Annotated in this window: 13 protein-coding genes and 2 pseudogenes; 5 read left to right on the top strand and 10 right to left on the bottom strand. The window is 47.5% G+C overall.

What is annotated here, in order from left to right:
* Window positions 1-101 precede the first annotated feature (101 nt).
* The 3 genes and pseudogenes from pepF to ACTWJ7_RS24465 all read left to right on the top strand — a co-directional run bounded on the left by pepF (window position 102) and on the right by ACTWJ7_RS24465 (window position 3580).
* Window positions 102-1892 carry an oligoendopeptidase F gene (gene pepF / locus ACTWJ7_RS24455; RefSeq protein WP_301879412.1) on the top strand — a complete coding sequence of 597 codons (1791 nt, stop codon included), beginning with the start codon at window positions 102-104 and terminating at the stop codon, window positions 1890-1892.
* Window positions 1893-2028: 136 nt separating this feature from the next.
* The gene (locus ACTWJ7_RS24460; RefSeq protein ID WP_301879414.1) at window positions 2029-2418 is read left to right on the top strand and encodes a LapA family protein; all 390 of its coding nucleotides are present in this window, start codon (window positions 2029-2031) and stop codon (window positions 2416-2418) included.
* 122 nt (window positions 2419-2540) lie between these two features.
* A pseudogene (locus ACTWJ7_RS24465) lies at window positions 2541-3580 on the top strand (M42 family metallopeptidase).
* Between the two features lie 177 nt (window positions 3581-3757).
* On the opposite strand, the gene ACTWJ7_RS24470 reads toward ACTWJ7_RS24465, so the two are convergent.
* The 4 genes from ACTWJ7_RS24470 to ACTWJ7_RS24485 all read right to left on the bottom strand — a co-directional run bounded on the left by ACTWJ7_RS24470 (window position 3758) and on the right by ACTWJ7_RS24485 (window position 8183).
* Window positions 3758-4606 (bottom strand): hypothetical protein, encoded by an 849-nt coding sequence (locus tag ACTWJ7_RS24470; RefSeq protein WP_301879417.1) that lies wholly within the window; start codon window positions 4604-4606, stop codon window positions 3758-3760.
* A 176-nt stretch (window positions 4607-4782) separates the two neighbouring features.
* Complete coding sequence (locus ACTWJ7_RS24475) at window positions 4783-6717, bottom strand: ABC-F family ATP-binding cassette domain-containing protein (RefSeq protein ID WP_301879419.1); 1935 nt, start codon at window positions 6715-6717, stop codon at window positions 4783-4785.
* A 64-nt stretch (window positions 6718-6781) separates the two neighbouring features.
* Window positions 6782-7360, bottom strand: coding sequence for a TetR/AcrR family transcriptional regulator (locus ACTWJ7_RS24480; RefSeq protein ID WP_301879420.1), 579 nt, complete (start codon window positions 7358-7360; stop codon window positions 6782-6784).
* A 13-nt stretch (window positions 7361-7373) separates the two neighbouring features.
* The gene (locus ACTWJ7_RS24485; protein ID WP_301879422.1) at window positions 7374-8183 is read right to left on the bottom strand and encodes a DUF92 domain-containing protein; all 810 of its coding nucleotides are present in this window, start codon (window positions 8181-8183) and stop codon (window positions 7374-7376) included.
* Between the two features lie 393 nt (window positions 8184-8576).
* Here ACTWJ7_RS24485 and ACTWJ7_RS24490 point away from each other — a divergent pair, with 393 nt between their 5' ends.
* Complete coding sequence (locus ACTWJ7_RS24490) at window positions 8577-8984, top strand: hypothetical protein (protein ID WP_301879423.1); 408 nt, start codon at window positions 8577-8579, stop codon at window positions 8982-8984.
* Window positions 8985-9102: 118 nt separating this feature from the next.
* Here the strand turns inward: ACTWJ7_RS24490 and ACTWJ7_RS24495 are convergent, their stop codons facing one another.
* The 6 genes and pseudogenes from ACTWJ7_RS24495 to hemE form a co-directional block, all read right to left on the bottom strand.
* Window positions 9103-9738, bottom strand: a complete 636-nt coding sequence (locus ACTWJ7_RS24495; RefSeq protein WP_301879424.1) for a fumarylacetoacetate hydrolase family protein — start codon at window positions 9736-9738, stop codon at window positions 9103-9105.
* Window positions 9739-9797: 59 nt separating this feature from the next.
* Window positions 9798-10550, bottom strand: coding sequence for a glycerophosphodiester phosphodiesterase (locus tag ACTWJ7_RS24500; RefSeq protein ID WP_301879426.1), 753 nt, complete (start codon window positions 10548-10550; stop codon window positions 9798-9800).
* Between the two features lie 25 nt (window positions 10551-10575).
* Complete coding sequence (locus tag ACTWJ7_RS24505) at window positions 10576-11985, bottom strand: CapA family protein (protein ID WP_301879428.1); 1410 nt, start codon at window positions 11983-11985, stop codon at window positions 10576-10578.
* 184 nt (window positions 11986-12169) lie between these two features.
* Window positions 12170-13593, bottom strand: a pseudogene (hemY, locus tag ACTWJ7_RS24510) (protoporphyrinogen oxidase).
* A complete protein-coding gene (hemH, locus tag ACTWJ7_RS24515; protein WP_094937450.1) occupies window positions 13593-14543 on the bottom strand; it encodes a ferrochelatase in 951 nt (316 codons plus the stop codon). The pseudogene hemY and the gene hemH overlap by 1 nt, the downstream one beginning before the upstream one ends.
* Window positions 14536-15600 (bottom strand): uroporphyrinogen decarboxylase, encoded by a 1065-nt coding sequence (gene hemE / locus ACTWJ7_RS24520; protein ID WP_301879430.1) that lies wholly within the window; start codon window positions 15598-15600, stop codon window positions 14536-14538. The genes hemH and hemE overlap by 8 nt, the downstream gene beginning before the upstream one ends.
* 204 nt (window positions 15601-15804) lie before the next feature.
* Between hemE and ACTWJ7_RS24525 the strand changes: the two genes are divergently transcribed.
* The gene (locus ACTWJ7_RS24525; RefSeq protein WP_301879431.1) at window positions 15805-17016 is read left to right on the top strand and encodes an MFS transporter; all 1212 of its coding nucleotides are present in this window, start codon (window positions 15805-15807) and stop codon (window positions 17014-17016) included.
* Window positions 17017-17042: the final 26 nt, after the last annotated feature.

A 17042-nucleotide genomic window follows, 5' to 3' on the forward strand; every position in this document is an offset into this window, starting at 1 on the left:
TGCTGGTACTTAGTCTGATTCCTTCGTCTCTCTCCGCACAAGCGAGTGGGACGAAGGCAGCTTCGTCTATATATTCATCACTTCATCAAAGGAGGATTCCCATGAGTCAACTATTGAAACGTTCCGAGGTACCTACTGAACAAACCTGGAAACTGGAAGATCTATTTGCCGATCAGAAAGCTTGGGATCAGGAATATGAAGAAGTATCGTCTTTGACTAAGAAAGCCTCCGAATTTCAGGGCAAACTGAACAAACCTGAGGCACTCAAAAACTGTTTTGAACTCGAAGATAAGATCAGTCTCAAAACCGAACGTCTCTTTGTATATGCCCGGATGCATCAAGATGAAGACACAGCTAACCCTACATATCAAAACCTCTCCCAAAAAGCACAGAAGTTAAGCGTGCAGGTTGGTGAGGCACTATCTTATGTTACACCCGAAATCTTGTCCCTTCCGGATGATCAATTGGATGCCCTCATCTCCAACGAGAAACTCTCTGCCTATAAGTTCACATTGGAAGAGATGAAACGTGAAAAGGCTCATGTACTGAGCCAGGCTGAAGAAGCACTGCTTGCACAGGTGGGCAACCTGTCCCAGGCACCACAGACCATCTTTAGCATGTTAAACAATGCCGATCTTAAGTTCCCGAAAATCAAGGATGAGCATGGAAAAGAAGTGGAACTCACCCACGGCAGCTATATTCAGTTCTTGGAAAATCCGAATCGGGAAGTTCGCGAGCGTGCCTTCAAAGCGGTGTATGAAACTTATGCCAAGCAAAAGAACACGATTGCTGCAGCCCTGAACGCCAACGTAACCAAAAACATGTTTTATGCCAATGTTCGGAAATATCCTTCCGTCATGGATATGTCCCTCTACGGCGACAACATTCCGAAGGATGTCTATACCAATCTTGTGGATACGATTCACGAAAGCCTTCCGTTGTTACACCGTTACATGGACTTGCGCAAAAAATTGCTCGGCGTAGATAAGCTGCATATGTATGACCTTTTCGCTCCACTGGTGGATGAATACAAAATGGACATTACCTACGAGGAAGCAAAACAAACAGTTAAAGATGGCTTGAAGCCGCTTGGTAAGGATTATGCAGACGCATTGCAGGCCGGCTATGATGACCGCTGGATTGATGTATACGAAAATGAGAATAAACGTTCAGGCGCCTACAGTTGGGGAGCCTACGGCACTCACCCTTACGTGTTGTTGAATCACAAAGATAATCTGAATAGCATGTTTACACTGGCACATGAAATGGGTCACGCTCTGCATTCCCACTATTCGGATACTACGCTTCCGTATCGGGATGCACAATACACCATTTTCCTGGCTGAGGTTGCATCCACAACGAATGAAGCCTTGCTGATGGATTATTTACTTAATAAATCGACCGATCCAAAGGAAAAGCTGTACTTGCTGACGTATTATGCAGATCAGTTCCGTACCACTGTATTCCGTCAAACCATGTTTGCAGAATTCGAAAAAATTATTCACGAGCGTGCTGAACAGGGTGAGGCTCTCACACCTCAGCTGCTTTCCGAAATCTATTATGACCTTAATGTCAAATACCATGGAAACAGCATGGTTGTGGACAAAGAGATTGAAATGGAATGGGCACGTATTCCCCACTTCTATAACAGCTTCTACGTGTACAAATATGCGACCGGCTTCTCAGCAGCGACCAGTTTCTCCAAGCAAATTCTGGAAGAAGGTCAACCTGCTGTGGACCGTTATCTTGGATTCCTCAAGAGCGGTGGCAGTGACTATTCCATCAACATCCTGAAAAAAGCTGGAGTAGATATGTCTACGCCAGAACCGATTCGTGAAGCTATGAGCGTGTTTAAGGAACTGATTGAGCAAATGGAACAACTAACCAAATAAGGTTGCTTTCTCGTCTATGTGACCTGTATCCCTTGCCCATTGGGGCAAGGGATTTTATAATCAAGCAAGATGCAAGACTCATGAATTAGGGTAATTGCGTACATAGTCCTGAATTGTTCAACAAGGAGGCACCACCATGAAAATGCAATGGGCGCTCATCGCAGGTCTCGTTTTTGCACTGCTTACCGGAATTTTTGCGGTCATTAATGTGGATTCCGTACAAGTCAACCTGCTATTTAACACGGTTCAAATCCCACTGATTCTGCTCATTCTTGGCTGTACCCTAATCGGTGGAATCATTGTAGGGTCTTATGGCATCTTCCGCCAATATCGACTGCAACGCGAGAACAAGCAATTGAAGTTACGTGTATCCGAATTGGAGAGCTCCGCAGCAAGCAGCTCTTCCTCCTCTCTGGACTCGTTTAAAACGATGGATACCTTCGGAACGAACGATTCGGACAACACTTCTGCGGAGTCCGATTCCATTCAGAGCCAACGAAAAGGAAATCCTTCGGGTAAGCTGTAACACATCACATCAGAGGCAGCCTGCTGGCCATCAAGAATGGGATTGTACATTCTGCCAGACAGGCTGTATTCTGTTTGAAGAACAACTTTCTGCATATTCATTAACGAGGAGGAAATTCCCATATGAGTTTTACCATTGACGAATCCTATGTTCTGTCTTTTCTGAAAAAATTACTGGATACTCCAAGCCCGAGCGGCTATACCCACGATATTATCGAGATGATCCGCAAGGAAGCCGAATCACTCAATGTCGCTTTTGAATTGAACAACAAGGGCGGAGCTGTGCTCACTTTACCTGGGCAAGATTCTTCCAGAACGATTGGACTGAGTGCACATGTGGATACATTGGGAGCGATGGTGCGTTCCATCACTTCATACGGTACACTAAAGCTCACCTCCGTCGGCGGATTTACCATGAACAGTATTGAGAACGAGTATTGCACCATTCACACACGCGAAGGGAAGATCTATACGGTACCATTCTCTCGCTGCACCCTTCTGTACACGTCTATCCAGATGCACGTACGTTTGAGCGAAGCGAGAGCCATATGGAAGTGCGTATTGATGAAGTGGTCTCCTCCAAGGAAGATGTTTTGGCACTGGGTATCTCTGTGGGAGACTTTATTTCCTTCGATGCTCGTGCGGTCATCACGCCAAGCGGATATATTAAATCACGTCACCTTGATGATAAAGCCAGCGTAGCTGCCTTGTTTGGTATCCTGGAATCAGCACATCGCGAAAACTGGAAACCACTACATAACGTTTCGCTGCTCATCTCGAACTATGAAGAAGTTGGACACGGCGCATCTTATATTCCTGCAGAAATCAGCGAATTGATTGCTGTAGATATGGGCGCAATGGGCGACGACCTTAGCTGTAAGGAGACGGATGTATCCATCTGTGCCAAAGATTCGTCCGGCCCATATGATTATGATATGACGACCCGTTTGATCGAATTATCCAAGCAGGCGAACCTTGACTATGTAGTTGATATTTATCCTCACTACGGCTCCGATGGCAGCGCGGCATTACGTGGAGGAAATAACATCCGCGCTGCGTTGATTGGTCCGGGAGTTCATGCTTCCCATTCCATGGAGCGTACGCATAAAGACGCCGTCCTGAATACAGCGAGACTGCTCGCCGCATATATTACGACCAAGTAAATTGAATTATGTACGGGTGGTAAACAGGACATCGTTTAAATGAATGCTAAGAGTCGTGATGTCGATCTTCTCGGGCACGACAACTTGATCATCTATCCATCCCACCTTAATCATGTAAAAGGACACGTAAGCGATGCCGTTTAGGCGCGCTGAACGTGTCCTTCTTCTTTGGCATGTCTAATCCGCTTGTTCAACATGCTCGCGATATCTGCGTTCCAGAACCTCCAGCTTCTCTCTGTGCTCCCGAATCTCACTCTTCAGCAGAAGCAACGTGCTCCGCACCGCACGTAGTCCATCCTTCACCTGGGTTTCAGCTTTGCGGATTTTGTCCTGAACCATCCAGTCCACAAAGAGATTGTCGAAGAAATAGTCTGCAAATGAAAGCAGGCCTCCAAGATGTAATTCCGTGTTTACGGCCATCCTCACATCCTCCAGCTCCTTCTGAAAACGGCGAAGACGTCTTCCTGCATCCATAATGGCATCCTGGGCATCATCCATTCGACTGCGCTTGATATGGGTGGAGATTACACCACCACCCATCATGTCATATACTCCCCAATTTCCCGCAGAGGACAACGCCTTTTCAGCACGTTCAAGTGCAAGGAGCAGATACTGCCCCTCTCTGTCCGCCTCATTCAGCTCCTGAATCTCACCTGAGAGGTGTTCCCGATCCTCAGCCATTTGCTGCAATTCTGCATCTTTCTCGAGCAGATCGTTTTCCTTCTGGCCCCATAACACCTTGTAATCACTCTGCCAAAATTGATATTCCCGTTGTCTGTCCAGCTCCTGCTGCACCTGCGAGCGTTGCTCCTGGATATCCGTTAACATTTGGCAAGCCGTATCATACGCTGCCTTACTTTCCATTAACTCTAATTCTTCTTTCTCCAGGTGTTCCAGACGCTGCTGTACTTTCGTTTTCCACTCTGCTTCCTCCTGATTCAGCTTCTCCAGCCGATCATTCCATTTCTCATACATTCTTCCCTTTTCCTTGAGGACTGCCAATTGTTCATTCAGATCTCTAGACATGGATATGGTGTTCTCCCCTTCTATGGAATTCTTTATTTAATTAACGGTTTGAATATGGCTAACGTTTCATATAAATTCATTTACAGCCCAAAAAAATCGCCCTCCCTTCAAAAGGCGACTGCAAGTCACTTTTTTGAAGAGAGGACGATTCATTAAAATATAACTCTGGAATATGCTTAAGATTTGCTGTTTTCAATCTGTTCTGCAAGCTCATTCAGGACCGTCCATCGTTCCATCAGTTCATCCAGATGACGCTCCGCCTCAGCCTGCTCTGCCATCAACTCCTGCAGCCGGGCTGAATCGCTGAATGATTCTTCCATCTCTTTATTAATACGGGCGAGATTAGCTTCAGCTTTCTCAATATTCTCATCGATCTGGTCATATTCACGCTGTTCCTTGAAGCTGAACTTCAGCCTAGGTTTAACCGCCGAGGCAGCAGAATTACTTTCCTCCGTTGCCGGTTTTACTTTAGCTGCTGTTCCCGTCGTACTTGCCTGAGAAGATGCAGGAGCATTTTTCAGCATCCATTCCGCATACTCACTGTAGTCCCCAACATGCACGCGTACAACACCGCCACCTTCAAAAGACAGCACTTTATCCACTGTCCGATCCAGGAAGTACCGGTCATGGGATACGACAAATACAACCCCCGGGAAATCATCCAGGTAATCTTCGAGTACAGCGAGTGTCTGAATATCCAAGTCATTCGTCGGCTCATCCAGCAGCAGGACATTCGGTGCAGCCATCAGCACACGCAGCAGGTACAGACGACGCTTTTCTCCACCCGACAAACGGGAGATAGGTGTCCACTGTGATGCAGGGGTGAACAGGAAACGTTCCAGCATCTGAGCTGCTGTAATGATAGATCCATCAGCCGTTTTTACATTCTCGGCCACTTCCTTGATGTACTCAATCACCCGAAGAGATTCATTCATCTCCTGATGCTCCTGTGTGAAGTAGCCCAAATTAACTGTAGGGCCTACAACAACCTCCCCGGCATCAGGTTCCAGCTTGCCGGAGATCATTTGCAGCAAGGTTGATTTACCGCTACCATTCGGGCCCACGATGCCTACCCGGTCACCAGGCACCGCAATATAACTCAGATCGTCAATCAATTTGCGGCCATCTGCCGATTTGGACAGATGCTCGATCTCCAGTATTTTTTTACCCAAACGAGTGGAACCCACGGATACCTCCAATGAGCCTGACCGATTAGGTCCTTGTTGATCCTTCAACTGTTCGAAGCGGTCAATTCTCGCTTTTTGTTTTGTTGTCCGGGCCTTCGCGCCACGACGAATCCAGGCCAGCTCCGTCCGCAGCAGGTTTTGCCGCTTCTGTTCCGAGGCCGATTCACGCTCTTCACGCTCTGCCTTCAGCTCCAGGAAGCGGGTATAGTTGGCCTCATACCGGAATAAACGTCCATGATCCAGCTCCAGCATCACATTCGCTACACGATCCAGGAAATAACGATCATGCGTGATCATAAGCAGTGCCCCGCGCCGTTTTTGCAAATACTGTTCCAGCCAAACTACAGAATCATTATCAATATGGTTGGTAGGCTCATCCAGAATGAGCAATTCACAGGGATGAATCAGCGCAGAGGCAAGCGCTACCCGTTTGCGTTGTCCACCAGACAATGTGCCCATCAGCGCATCGAATTGACGAATTCCCAGTTTGGACAGAATGCTCTTCGCTTCACTTTCCATCTGCCAGACCTGAAGCTGCTCCATCTGCTGGTTCAAGCGCAACAAACGCTCTTGCAGTGCCGGATCAGAAGGGTTAAGCTCCAGCAGCTCCATCGTTTCCGTATATTCACGTACCGTTTTCATCTCCGGGCTGTCGCCCTCAAATACTTGTTGCAGTACCGTATTATCCGGGTTAAACTGTGGATTCTGTGCAAGGAACTGTATACGTACGTCGTTCCCCATTGAGATCTGTCCTTCATCTGCTGGCTCCATGCCTGCAATGACACGCAAAAATGTGGACTTCCCGGTTCCATTGACACCAACGACACCAATCTTGTCCTGGTCGCCCATACCAAATGAGGCGTCTTTAAACAAAATTTTCTCGCCATAACTTTTTGCAACTTGCTCTACCGTCATTATGTTCATTGCACGTTACCTACTTCTCTGTAAATTAATAATCAATATCTAATAGCCATCCCGTACACTCTCTTTATACTTGTAAAAAGGAACGACATCCATCCAGAAACAGAGCTGCTGCAAAGGCAATTCGTTTGTTCAGATGCTCCTCGTTAAACTCCGGATTAAGCATGATATCCATCTTTAGCCGATCGAGAATCCCGATATAAGCTTCAGCGAGCAGAGCAGGCTCAGGTACGCCAGCATTCTCTAATACCTCACGGACCATGCTCATATATTCATTCATAAAAGCCTTCATGAATTTCATCAGGTCGGGATCATTATTGGGTGCCATAAAAAACAGCTTGGTATGATTGCGACGCTCATAATAATACGTAAGATGAGTCTTGGCGATCACACCAAGCTTATCCCCAGTACCCTGATGTGAGTTCAACGCCTGATCAAGGCGGCTGATAAAACCGTTGCAGTCCCGCTTGGATACGGCAATAAATAATTGTTCCTTGTTTTTAAAATATAAATAAATGGTGCCTTTCGCGATGCCCGCTTCGTCCGCAATATCGGACATTTTCGTCTCATAGAATCCTTTTGAACCGAAAATACCGTAAGCTGCATCCAGAATTGCCTCCGATTTGTCTCCCTGCACAGTGCTCAAATGCACTCCCTCCCTACAACGCTAAAATGATACCTAAACCGATCGCCAAACCTCCACCAATCACCGAGCTGAGCACGTTCACCAGATCATTACTCATCCAGGACCAGCCACGCGCTCGAACCGTTTTGTGTCCACAATGTTCATTTACCTCGACCTCACGGCCGCACACGGTACAACGATACATATACTGAACCGTTGCGCCCAGATAGGAATCAGCAAAAGCTCCTGCCAATCCACCTACAAGGCCGACAAACGTCCAGCTGAGCAAACTCAAGCCTTCAATCCCGGCAATCCAGGAAAAGAAGAACGCCCCCGCGCCGATCAAAGCTCCGCCTACGGCAGCAGCGAGTGTGCCAAGTAATGAAACACCTCCAGAGGTACCTGGGGTCAGCACCTTCCACGTCACGACAGAGCGTGGCGGCTTACGGCTAAGACTTCCCCACTCGGTTGCCCATGTATCTGAAGTAACGGTAGCCATGACACCAATAAAAGCATACATCCAGGCCGGGTGTGGAAGGATCCAGTTCCCCAGAACCAGAAACATACCGATTCCACCATTAGCCATGACTTGCCCCGCGTCACGATTGCCTGTCTTGGCATACGATTTCTCAAGCTCCTGTTTGCGATCCTTGCGAAATTTGGAGAACAGCGTTGAGGTAATGAAAAACAACAGCAGTGTTCCAAACCAGAACAGGTTGCCCGCTCCATAATATATCGTACCCATCATCACAGCCGCCAGGCAGCCGGACAGGGTTAGCGACTTCTTCGCGTAGGCAGCACCCGCCACAACAAAAGCGCATACGGCGCCAATAATCCAGTCCATAAGTTCTCCTGCATGTGGCAACATATATGGCCCACATGACGTTTTATATTTTTGAAATTCAATTATACCACGGTTTGATGCCAATGCCGAAACTGCCTATGCCAGCATACAAAAAACCTGATTCGGCAACTTTGAAAGCTACCAAACCAGGTGTACTGATACTGCGATAAACGGATATGCGTGATCCTACTTCCAGTCGCACCCCCATGAAACCCAACCTGTCAAGTGTGAATTTAAATCACTTTTCGCTATCCTCTTATCTATCACATTTGGATTAACTTATCTGGTTTTAAGTTTCACTTCAGCTTTCCCGGTTACACTATCATCAGAACGTTACATCAAGACCAGTTACGATTCAACTCGTACTTAACTATTGAAATGAGGATGACACACATGAACATGAAGCGTGTAATGATTGTAGGAACAATGGTTGTCACTATGTCCTTCGCCGGAACAGCCTGGGGCAGATCAGCTATATCCCCTATCCCCTTGGCGAAATGGTCCATTGTTAATATAGATACCAAAGACGAGAGCAGAGATGAATTGCTAAGCGCTCTGAATCTAAAGTCAGAAGATGATTTGGTTCAGGATCTGTACGCAGGTAAATCGCTGAGAATGATTGCAGATGAAAATGATGGTGACTTCGATGAGGTTATCGTATTGCAAATAAGGCAGCTTAAGGAGCAATTAGATCAACGACTCGCAAGTGGAAGTATCAGCTCGGAGCAACACGCTGTGCAAAGCGGTGAACTGGAAGAGTTGGTAACGGAGAGTGCCAATACCGCCTACAACTTGGCGTAAATGAAAAGCCCCTTAGGCTAAGGCAGAGAATGAGGGCATGACAAAAAAAGGAGCGTCGAGACGCCCCTCACCTATTTCATATTCACTCTAAGTAGGCAGAATCTATGATGTACGGTGCTTACTGAATTACTGCTGAAATCGTGCATTTGCCCAAGGACTCGCCGTCCCAGGCCAGTTCAAGCACATCTCCTGCTGCCGTTGGTCCAACACCTTCTGGTGTGCCTGTAAAGATGACATCTCCAGGCCCCAAGCCGTAATGATGGCCTACATAATCCACAATATCCTGAAGGCCGAAGATCATGTTACGAATATTGCCCCGTTGGACTTCGGCACCATTCTTGGTAAGTGTAAAGTCTTTCTCAAGAAGTGCCTGAGCGCCCGGAAATGCCTGGAATGCTGTAACCGGAGCGGAGTTCTTGAACCCTTTGGCCGCTGTCCACGGATGCCCCTTTTTCTTGATAACCGTCTGTACGTCACGTAACGTAAAATCAATGCCAAACGCATACGCATCAATCAATTCATCCACAGTCATACCCGGCTCAAAGTCCCGGCCAATATGAACGACAAGTTCAGCCTCATAATGTACTTCACCCTTTGTAGCAGGCAATTGAAGCGTATCACCATTCAAAGGCACGACCGCATGGGAAGGCTTCATAAAGATCATCGGTTCATCCGGAACCGCGTTGCCCAATTCTTCTGCATGAAGTTTATAATTTCGTCCTACACAGTATACATTGCGAATGTTTGTCAACATGGATTTACGACCACCTTTATCGGATTCATTAGCGTAGTTGGAGCATGTTCATCTTTTTATTACGGTCTGAAGAATCGGCTGCTCGTTTCCTGAAAAGCCTGTTCCCATACATCAGGTCGGTTCGTACATAACATTAGATCCGAGTCAATTGCCGCGAGCCGCTTCATGATTGTTTTGTCATCCACCGTCCATGCCATCACCTGAATACCCTCATTTCGCATTTCCCGCATCAGCGATTTGTCTACATTTGTGTACCCGATCGAAAGAAAACCACAATTCATTTGTCGCAGCACTGCTGCCAGATCACCTGGCCGTGCATCAATAATCAACCCTGTTTTGAATTCCGGGGCCAGTTTCTTAACCTCAACCAGAGCCGCAGGTTCAAACGAAGTGATGACCACGTCATGCTGCATATGTCTCTTCCTTACCTCATGAATAACCGCTGCCGGCAGACCAGGATACATGTTTCCTTGCGTTTTCAGTTCGATATTCAAGCGAACTTTGCCACAGCAACGATCCAGCACTTCAGTAAGAGCGGGAACCCGTTCCCCTTTATAGGCTTTTCCTTTCCATGATCCCGCATCCAGCTGTTGTATATCTGACCAGTCCGTCTCTCGAACGAGTCCTTTACCGTTAGTCGTCCGATTCAACGTAAAGTCATGAATAACGACCGGAACACCATCACGCGACAACTGTACATCCAGCTCCATCCACTGAACTTCAGGTTGTTCCATGGCAAGCAGAAATGCAGCCATCGTATTTTCCGGTGCAGTGAACGAAAATCCGCGGTGTGCTACACAAAGGTTGTTCATTCCATCCCTCCTCCAAAAATAGACTTCAACTTGGTGATGCAACTCCATTCGCATCAAAACGAATACCTGACGAAAGCTGCGTCATCTGCTCCAGCAGCAGTTTGTTAGCTTCATCCAACATCGGAATTGCCTGACCCAGCCCAGCCTCATAAGGAATAACCTTCATGCTGCATTTAGCTTCCTTACTGCAGTTCGCCTGAAAAATCGCTGTTTTCCACGTTTCCTCTGTCGTTGATTTCGAGAAAATAAAGTTGCCTGTACTATATGCAATCCACTTGCCTTTGTAATACTCCACCCCTTGCAACACATGGGGATGCCCGCCTATAACCAGATCAGCACCGGCATCTACAAATTCATGTGCCAGTCGAGTCTGATCATTATTCGGTGTGCTGACCCGTTCCTCTCCCCAATGTGCAACAACGATGACCAAGTCAGCCTTTTGACGGGCCTCCTGAATCGCCTTGACTGCACCTGTAGAATCGTAGGTTTCGGCAACACCTGCTCGATTACCTTCCGCTTTCCAACTCGCTTTCGGTACTACCCGGCTAAAACCCAGAAATGCAATTTTTATGCCCTTGCGTTCCAGATAAGCAGGTGTATAAGCCTCATCCTGGTTCATTCCCGCACCAGCATGTGCAATACCATATTCCTTCAGATACGCCAGCGTATCGACCAGACCCTCAACGCCCTGATCAAGGATATGATTGTTGGCCAGATTCACGGCATCAAAACCAGCTGAAGCCATCGCTGCAAGTGCTTTTGGCGAAGATTTGTATACATAGGTTTTATCCAATGCATCAGTCCCACCAAGAGTTACTGGCGTTTCAAGGTTGCCGATCGTCAGATCATCGTTCTTGAACAGGTTACCAAGCTTCGCGAAGGGATAATCATACCCGTTCTTATCCAGCAGTTCAGCAACTTTGCCCGAAAATTGGATGTCCCCAACAAAGTTGATGGTTACATCGTTCGCCGAATTAGATGGCTGAGTCGCCCCAGTTCCTGTACCTTCGCTCTCCTTTGAGCCGGAAGAAGCGGGAGTATCCATCGGTTTTTTCGTTCCTGTATCCATCTTTCCATTTGCCTCGGAGCCTGTAGCATCCGTTTTTTCCTCACCCGACTTAACGTCGGAATTTTCAGCTACCTGTTCATCAGAACCATCCGATCCTTCAGTCGAAGTATTACCTGCCTGCGAATCCGTATCAGGTGAACTTACCTGATCACCGCCCTTAGCATCCTCTTCATTCACAGGCTCCTGATTCACAACCGTTTCTTTCCCTTTCGGGTCAACTTGCTGTTCCTTCATGCCTACTGCGTAATAGAGGCAGACGAGTCCAATGGCCACGATCAATACCAGATTAATGATCCAGACCAACCGTTTGCGGGCACGTTTTACTTTTTTCTTCTGTACACTTCGTTTTGATCTTGGGGGATACATAGGCAGCTCCTCTTCTTCACAGCAATCCTTATCATATTATATCAGGCATATTCTGGATTTCCATAATTCCTTGGAACTGTAAGCATAGAAAGAATTCACTTCTCTCTGCTTTTCACGTTTTGGCCTAAAAAAGGCTGTCTCCGTTGTAGAATATCTCTACGTTTGAGACAGCCATGTACGTTAATTATTGTGCAGCAAGTAATTGCGTAGCTTGAACTGACATTTCTTTCGCCTGTCTAATGCAATCAGGCAACCCTACACCTTCATAACCAGCACCCGCAATGTACACCCCCGGCAATTTGCTGCCAAGCTCCTCCCGGAGTGCTGCAATCTGTTGCAGATGACCTACCGGATATTGCGGCATGGATTTGCGAAGCCGAGTAATTTCCGAGAAGATCGGAACAGCCTCTACGCCCATCGTTTCACGCAAATCCTTGAGTACCAGATCCGTCAGCGCATCATCCGGGAGTTCCACGTTCTGCTCGTCTCCCGAACGGCCAACATAGCAACGAAGCAGTACTTTATCATCCGGGCTGGTATGCAGCCACTTGGTTGATGTCCAAGTACATGCTGTAATATTGCGGCCTTCCTTGCGCGGAACGAGGAAACCGGACCCATCAAATACGTGTTCGATATCTTTTTCTCAAAAGCCAGCACCACATTCGCCACCGATACGTAGTTAATCGCATCCAGAGCCGTTGTATCCACGTGGGGTTGTAGCAGTTCGGATGCAACATACGTAGGCACGGTAATGACTACATCATCCGCTTCAAGACGCTCACCGTTACCCAGTTGAATGCTATATCTAGCCGCATCTCCAGTCTGAACCTCCAGGGATTGCACCGAAGTGTTTAGACGTTGATCCACGTCCTGCAATTCATGTACAAGCGCGTGAACGAGGCTCTGCAAGCCTTGACGGAAGTTCAGAAAAGCACTTCTCTTCGTTCCCGTATGAGTCTCTGCCGGTTTGCGGCCAGTCATCATCCCCCGGATCAAACTACCGTAATCCCGCTCCACTTCTCCGAATTGCGGAAAGGTTGCCTGAAGACTCAATCGTCGCATATCACCTGCATAAATGCCTGCAAGCAACGGCTCAGTGAGGTTTTCCAGCACTTCCGCTCCAAGGCGGCGCTCAATCATATAACCGAGCGATTCATCCTCCGTTGTGCGGCGGGGAGGAATGACAAAATCCATTAATGCCCGCAGCTTGCCTGCCGGAGATACAAGACCGCTTCTCAGAAACGATCTCAACTCCGTCGGAATACCGAGTACGAGTCCTGCCGGCATGGGATGTAACTTGCCACGCTGCATGATGTACGTTTTTTTGGATTCCGGGTTTTGACTGACCAACTCATGATCCATCTCCAGCTCTTTAGCCAAGTCAATCATCGCCGTTTTGCGGGCAAGGAAAGAATCCGGCCCCTTCTCAATGACAAAACCATCCCGGTGCAGCGTCTCAATCATGCCACCCATGGAAGAACTTTTCTCAACCAAGGTAATTACAGGTTCAACCCCTGCTTCCCGGTAATGCTTCCGGATATAAAATGCCGCGCTTAGGCCGGTCAGCCCTCCGCCGACAACAACAACACGACGTTTATGGTCTTCCATTACACATCCGTTCCTTGCTGCCATTGGTTAATAATGACGTCACTTAGTGTTTCCATATAAAGCGGGTCGCTATTGAGAGAATCGATACGCATGAGGCGCATATCGATCTCTTTGGCAATCGCTTTGGCCTCAATATCAAGATCATAGAGCACTTCCAGATGATCCGATACAAATCCAATTGGTGCTACAAGCACATCTTCTACCTGTTCACGAGCAAGATCCTGAAGCGTGTCCAGAATATCAGGGCCCAGCCATGGCTCCGCCGTCCGCCCGGCACTTTGCCACGTAAACTGCCAGTTGGTAATTCCTAAACGCGAAGCAATAACTTCCGAAGTCTCCAGCAGTTGCTGCGGATATGGATCACCGATATCCACAATTCGCGCAGGCAGACTGTGTGCGCTGAACAACACTCGTACATCCCCACGTTTGGCTCCCGCTTCCTCGAAAGCATCCAATTTGGCGCTAACACGTGTGGAGAGAGCTTGAATTAATTTTGGATGCAGATGGTAACTCTCAATAAAGGACATTTGGATTCCCAGTTCTTCCGCTTTCTCACGAGCGCGCTTGATGTAGCTCCCTACACTCATCGTGGAGAAATGCGGTGCCAGTACAATGCCTATTGCGGTCTGAATTCCATCCTTCGCCATCTGTTCCACGCCATCCTCAATGAACGGATACGCATGCTTTAACCCTTGATAACAACGGAATTCAACTTCATTGGAACGATCATCCTTGTTTAACGTCTCCTGAAGGGCCTTAACCTGATTATCCGTGTTTTCACGAAGAGGGAATACGCCCCCAACGATCGCTTCATAACGGTCGGTCAGTTCTTTCAGTTGTTCCGGTTCAGGCGGACGTCCTCTCCGGATATGTGTGTAATACGCTTCAATACTTTCCATATTCTCAGGTGTGCCATACGACATCACCAGTACACCTACCGTATTAGTCATTAGTAACCGTCACCCCAGTCTTCAATGCTTCAGCAGAATATTCATGAATATACGCCGTGAGTTCTTTTAATTTATCCAAAGATGCTTCAGGAAATAGTCCATGCCCCAGGTTAAAAATATACCCTGGCTCCTTGATGCCTTCATCAATAGTCAATTTGGCATGCTGCTTGATCAGATCCATCGGTGCAGTCAGCACATAAGGGTCCATATTGCCTTGCACAGCAAATTTTCCACCCAGTCGTTTACGTCCCTCGGAGATCGATACTCTCCAATCCAACCCAATCACATCAGCTTGCAGATCATGCAGGGTTGGCAGCAATTCACCAGAAGCGACACCCGGGAAATAAATTTTCGGTACATTCAAATCCGATAATTCGGTAAAGATACGAGTAATCGTCGGTAACACATACGTTCTAAAGTCGTTTGGCGAAAGCGCGCCTACCCAGCTGTCGAACAATTGGAAAGCCTTGCCGCCGTTCGCAATGTGTGCACGGACATATGTAATCACCATATCGCCCAGTTTTTGCATCAATTTATGCCATACTTCCGGTTCACTGTACATCATCGTTTTCGTCCGTATGTACCCTTTGGAAGGTCGGCCTTCTATCAAATAGCTGGCGATGGTAAAAGGTGCACCAGCAAACGTAATCAAGGGTACATCCAGTTCCTTGTCCAGGATTCGAATCGTCTCCAGTATATGAGACAGATCTCCCTCAACATCAATGGGACGCAAACGATCCACATCTGCCGCCGTGCGGATTGGATTGTCTATAACGGGTCCAATATTTTTAACAATATCAAAATCTATACCGAGCGAAGCAACCGGATTCATAATATCGGAATACAAAATAGCCGCATCCACACCGAGTTTACGTACCGGCATGAGTGTAACTTCAGCTGCTAGCTCAGGTTGACGGCAAATTTCGAGCAAAGAATACTTTTCCTTAATCTTGCGATATTCGGGATCATAACGCCCAGCCTGACGCATGTACCACACCGGAACACGGTCCACTTGCTGTTTGAAGCTGGCCTGAATCAGACGATCATTATAGCTCATGTAAGAAGCCTCCAATAGTTTTTGGACTCATAAATAACATTATGCCCTTTTTGAAGAGCGGTAACAACCACGTGTCGATCTGTTCCGATGACAATACTATGACATTCCTTACATCCCCTCATCTATATGCCAATTATGTTATAATGAAAGAATCGTGTTTTTTTGAAACGTTGCAGAAACGATCGGAAAGGAAGTGAAAGCACTTTGAAAACGTGGAAAGTAAACCTCATTGTGCTTTGGTTCGGACAATTTCTGGTCAACTCGGGCATGACCATGATCACCCCGTTTTTGTCCCTTTATCTCGCCAAGGATCTTGGCGTGGTTGGTGAGCATGAAATTGGCATATGGGCGGGATTTATATTTGCTGCCAACTTCCTCACCTCATTTTTGTTCCAGCCCTTGTGGGGCAAATTGTCTGACAAATACGGCCGAAAAATTATGTTGCTGCGTTCCGGATTCGGGATGGCGATCGTTATCGCCCTGATGGGTTTTGCACAGAGCCCATGGCAGCTCCTTTTATTAAGACTGCTCAACGGTACGATCTCTGGTTTCAACCCAGCAGCGGTTTCGTTAATCTCGGGTACAACACCGAAGGATCGAATGGGTTTCGCCATGGGGATTAGCCAGTCCGGTCAGGTGGCTGGTACAATTCTGGGTCCGCTGATCGGTGGTTTACTGGCTGATGCAGTGGGCTTCCGCCCTATCTTCTACATTACAGGCGGACTGATCTTCGTAGCTTCAATGCTTGCCATGTTCCTGGTCCGAGAGAAATTTGACCGCAAGGAAGCGGCCAAACTGCCGGAACAATCCGTATTGTCCGGTTTGAAGGAACTCAACAAGTCACCCCAGTTACCCGCGTTGTTCGCTGTAACATTCCTGTTGCAATTTGCCATGATCAGCCCGATGTCACTCTTGCCGCTGTATGTACAGAAATTACACGGTTCGGATGTGAACGTCGCCTTCTGGGCTGGAGTTGTCGGCGCAGTCACGGGACTATCCAATATGGCCATGTCCCCGATTCTTGGAAAGCTCAGTGACAGGGTAGGTTCACACAAGATACTTACGTTCTCTCTTATAGGGACCGGGCTTATGCTTATACCTCAAGCTTTCGTGCAGACGGTATGGCAGCTCATCATCGTCCGGTTCATGATGGGTGTGTTCATGGGTGGCCTGCTTCCAAGTGTCAACGCGCTCATTCGCTCCTATACGCCAGATAGCATGATTAGCCGGGCGTTCAGCTTTAATACGAGTACACTTGCGCTGGGGAACATGCTTGGAGCTGTAATCGGCGGTTTTATGGCCGGGTTTATTGGCATCGAAGGACTGTTCATCGTTTCCGGTGGACTGTTGTTGCTCAACATGGTGTGGGTGAGACTCAAACTATACAAAAAACCTCCTCTGATCAGAGAATCCTAAAGCTTCGATCTAAAAAATATTTGTTC

The sequence above is a fragment of the Paenibacillus sp. 1A_MP2 genome (assembly GCF_052244825.1).
GTDB lineage: Bacteria > Bacillota > Bacilli > Paenibacillales > Paenibacillaceae > Paenibacillus > Paenibacillus vandeheii.

Coding starts and splice junctions, on each gene's coding strand:
- ACTWJ7_RS24475 (WP_301879419.1), bottom strand. CDS start 6,717: ATGAACATAATGACGGTAGAGCAAGTTGCAAAAAGTTATGGCGAGAAA.
- ACTWJ7_RS24470 (WP_301879417.1), bottom strand. CDS start 4,606: ATGTCTAGAGATCTGAATGAACAATTGGCAGTCCTCAAGGAAAAGGGA.
- ACTWJ7_RS24490 (WP_301879423.1), top strand. CDS start 8,577: ATGAACATGAAGCGTGTAATGATTGTAGGAACAATGGTTGTCACTATG.
- ACTWJ7_RS24505 (WP_301879428.1), bottom strand. CDS start 11,985: ATGTATCCCCCAAGATCAAAACGAAGTGTACAGAAGAAAAAAGTAAAA.
- ACTWJ7_RS24500 (WP_301879426.1), bottom strand. CDS start 10,550: ATGAACAACCTTTGTGTAGCACACCGCGGATTTTCGTTCACTGCACCG.
- ACTWJ7_RS24495 (WP_301879424.1), bottom strand. CDS start 9,738: ATGTTGACAAACATTCGCAATGTATACTGTGTAGGACGAAATTATAAA.
- pepF (WP_301879412.1), top strand. CDS start 102: ATGAGTCAACTATTGAAACGTTCCGAGGTACCTACTGAACAAACCTGG.
- hemH (WP_094937450.1), bottom strand. CDS start 14,543: ATGACTAATACGGTAGGTGTACTGGTGATGTCGTATGGCACACCTGAG.
- hemE (WP_301879430.1), bottom strand. CDS start 15,600: ATGAGCTATAATGATCGTCTGATTCAGGCCAGCTTCAAACAGCAAGTG.
- ACTWJ7_RS24460 (WP_301879414.1), top strand. CDS start 2,029: ATGAAAATGCAATGGGCGCTCATCGCAGGTCTCGTTTTTGCACTGCTT.
- ACTWJ7_RS24485 (WP_301879422.1), bottom strand. CDS start 8,183: ATGGACTGGATTATTGGCGCCGTATGCGCTTTTGTTGTGGCGGGTGCT.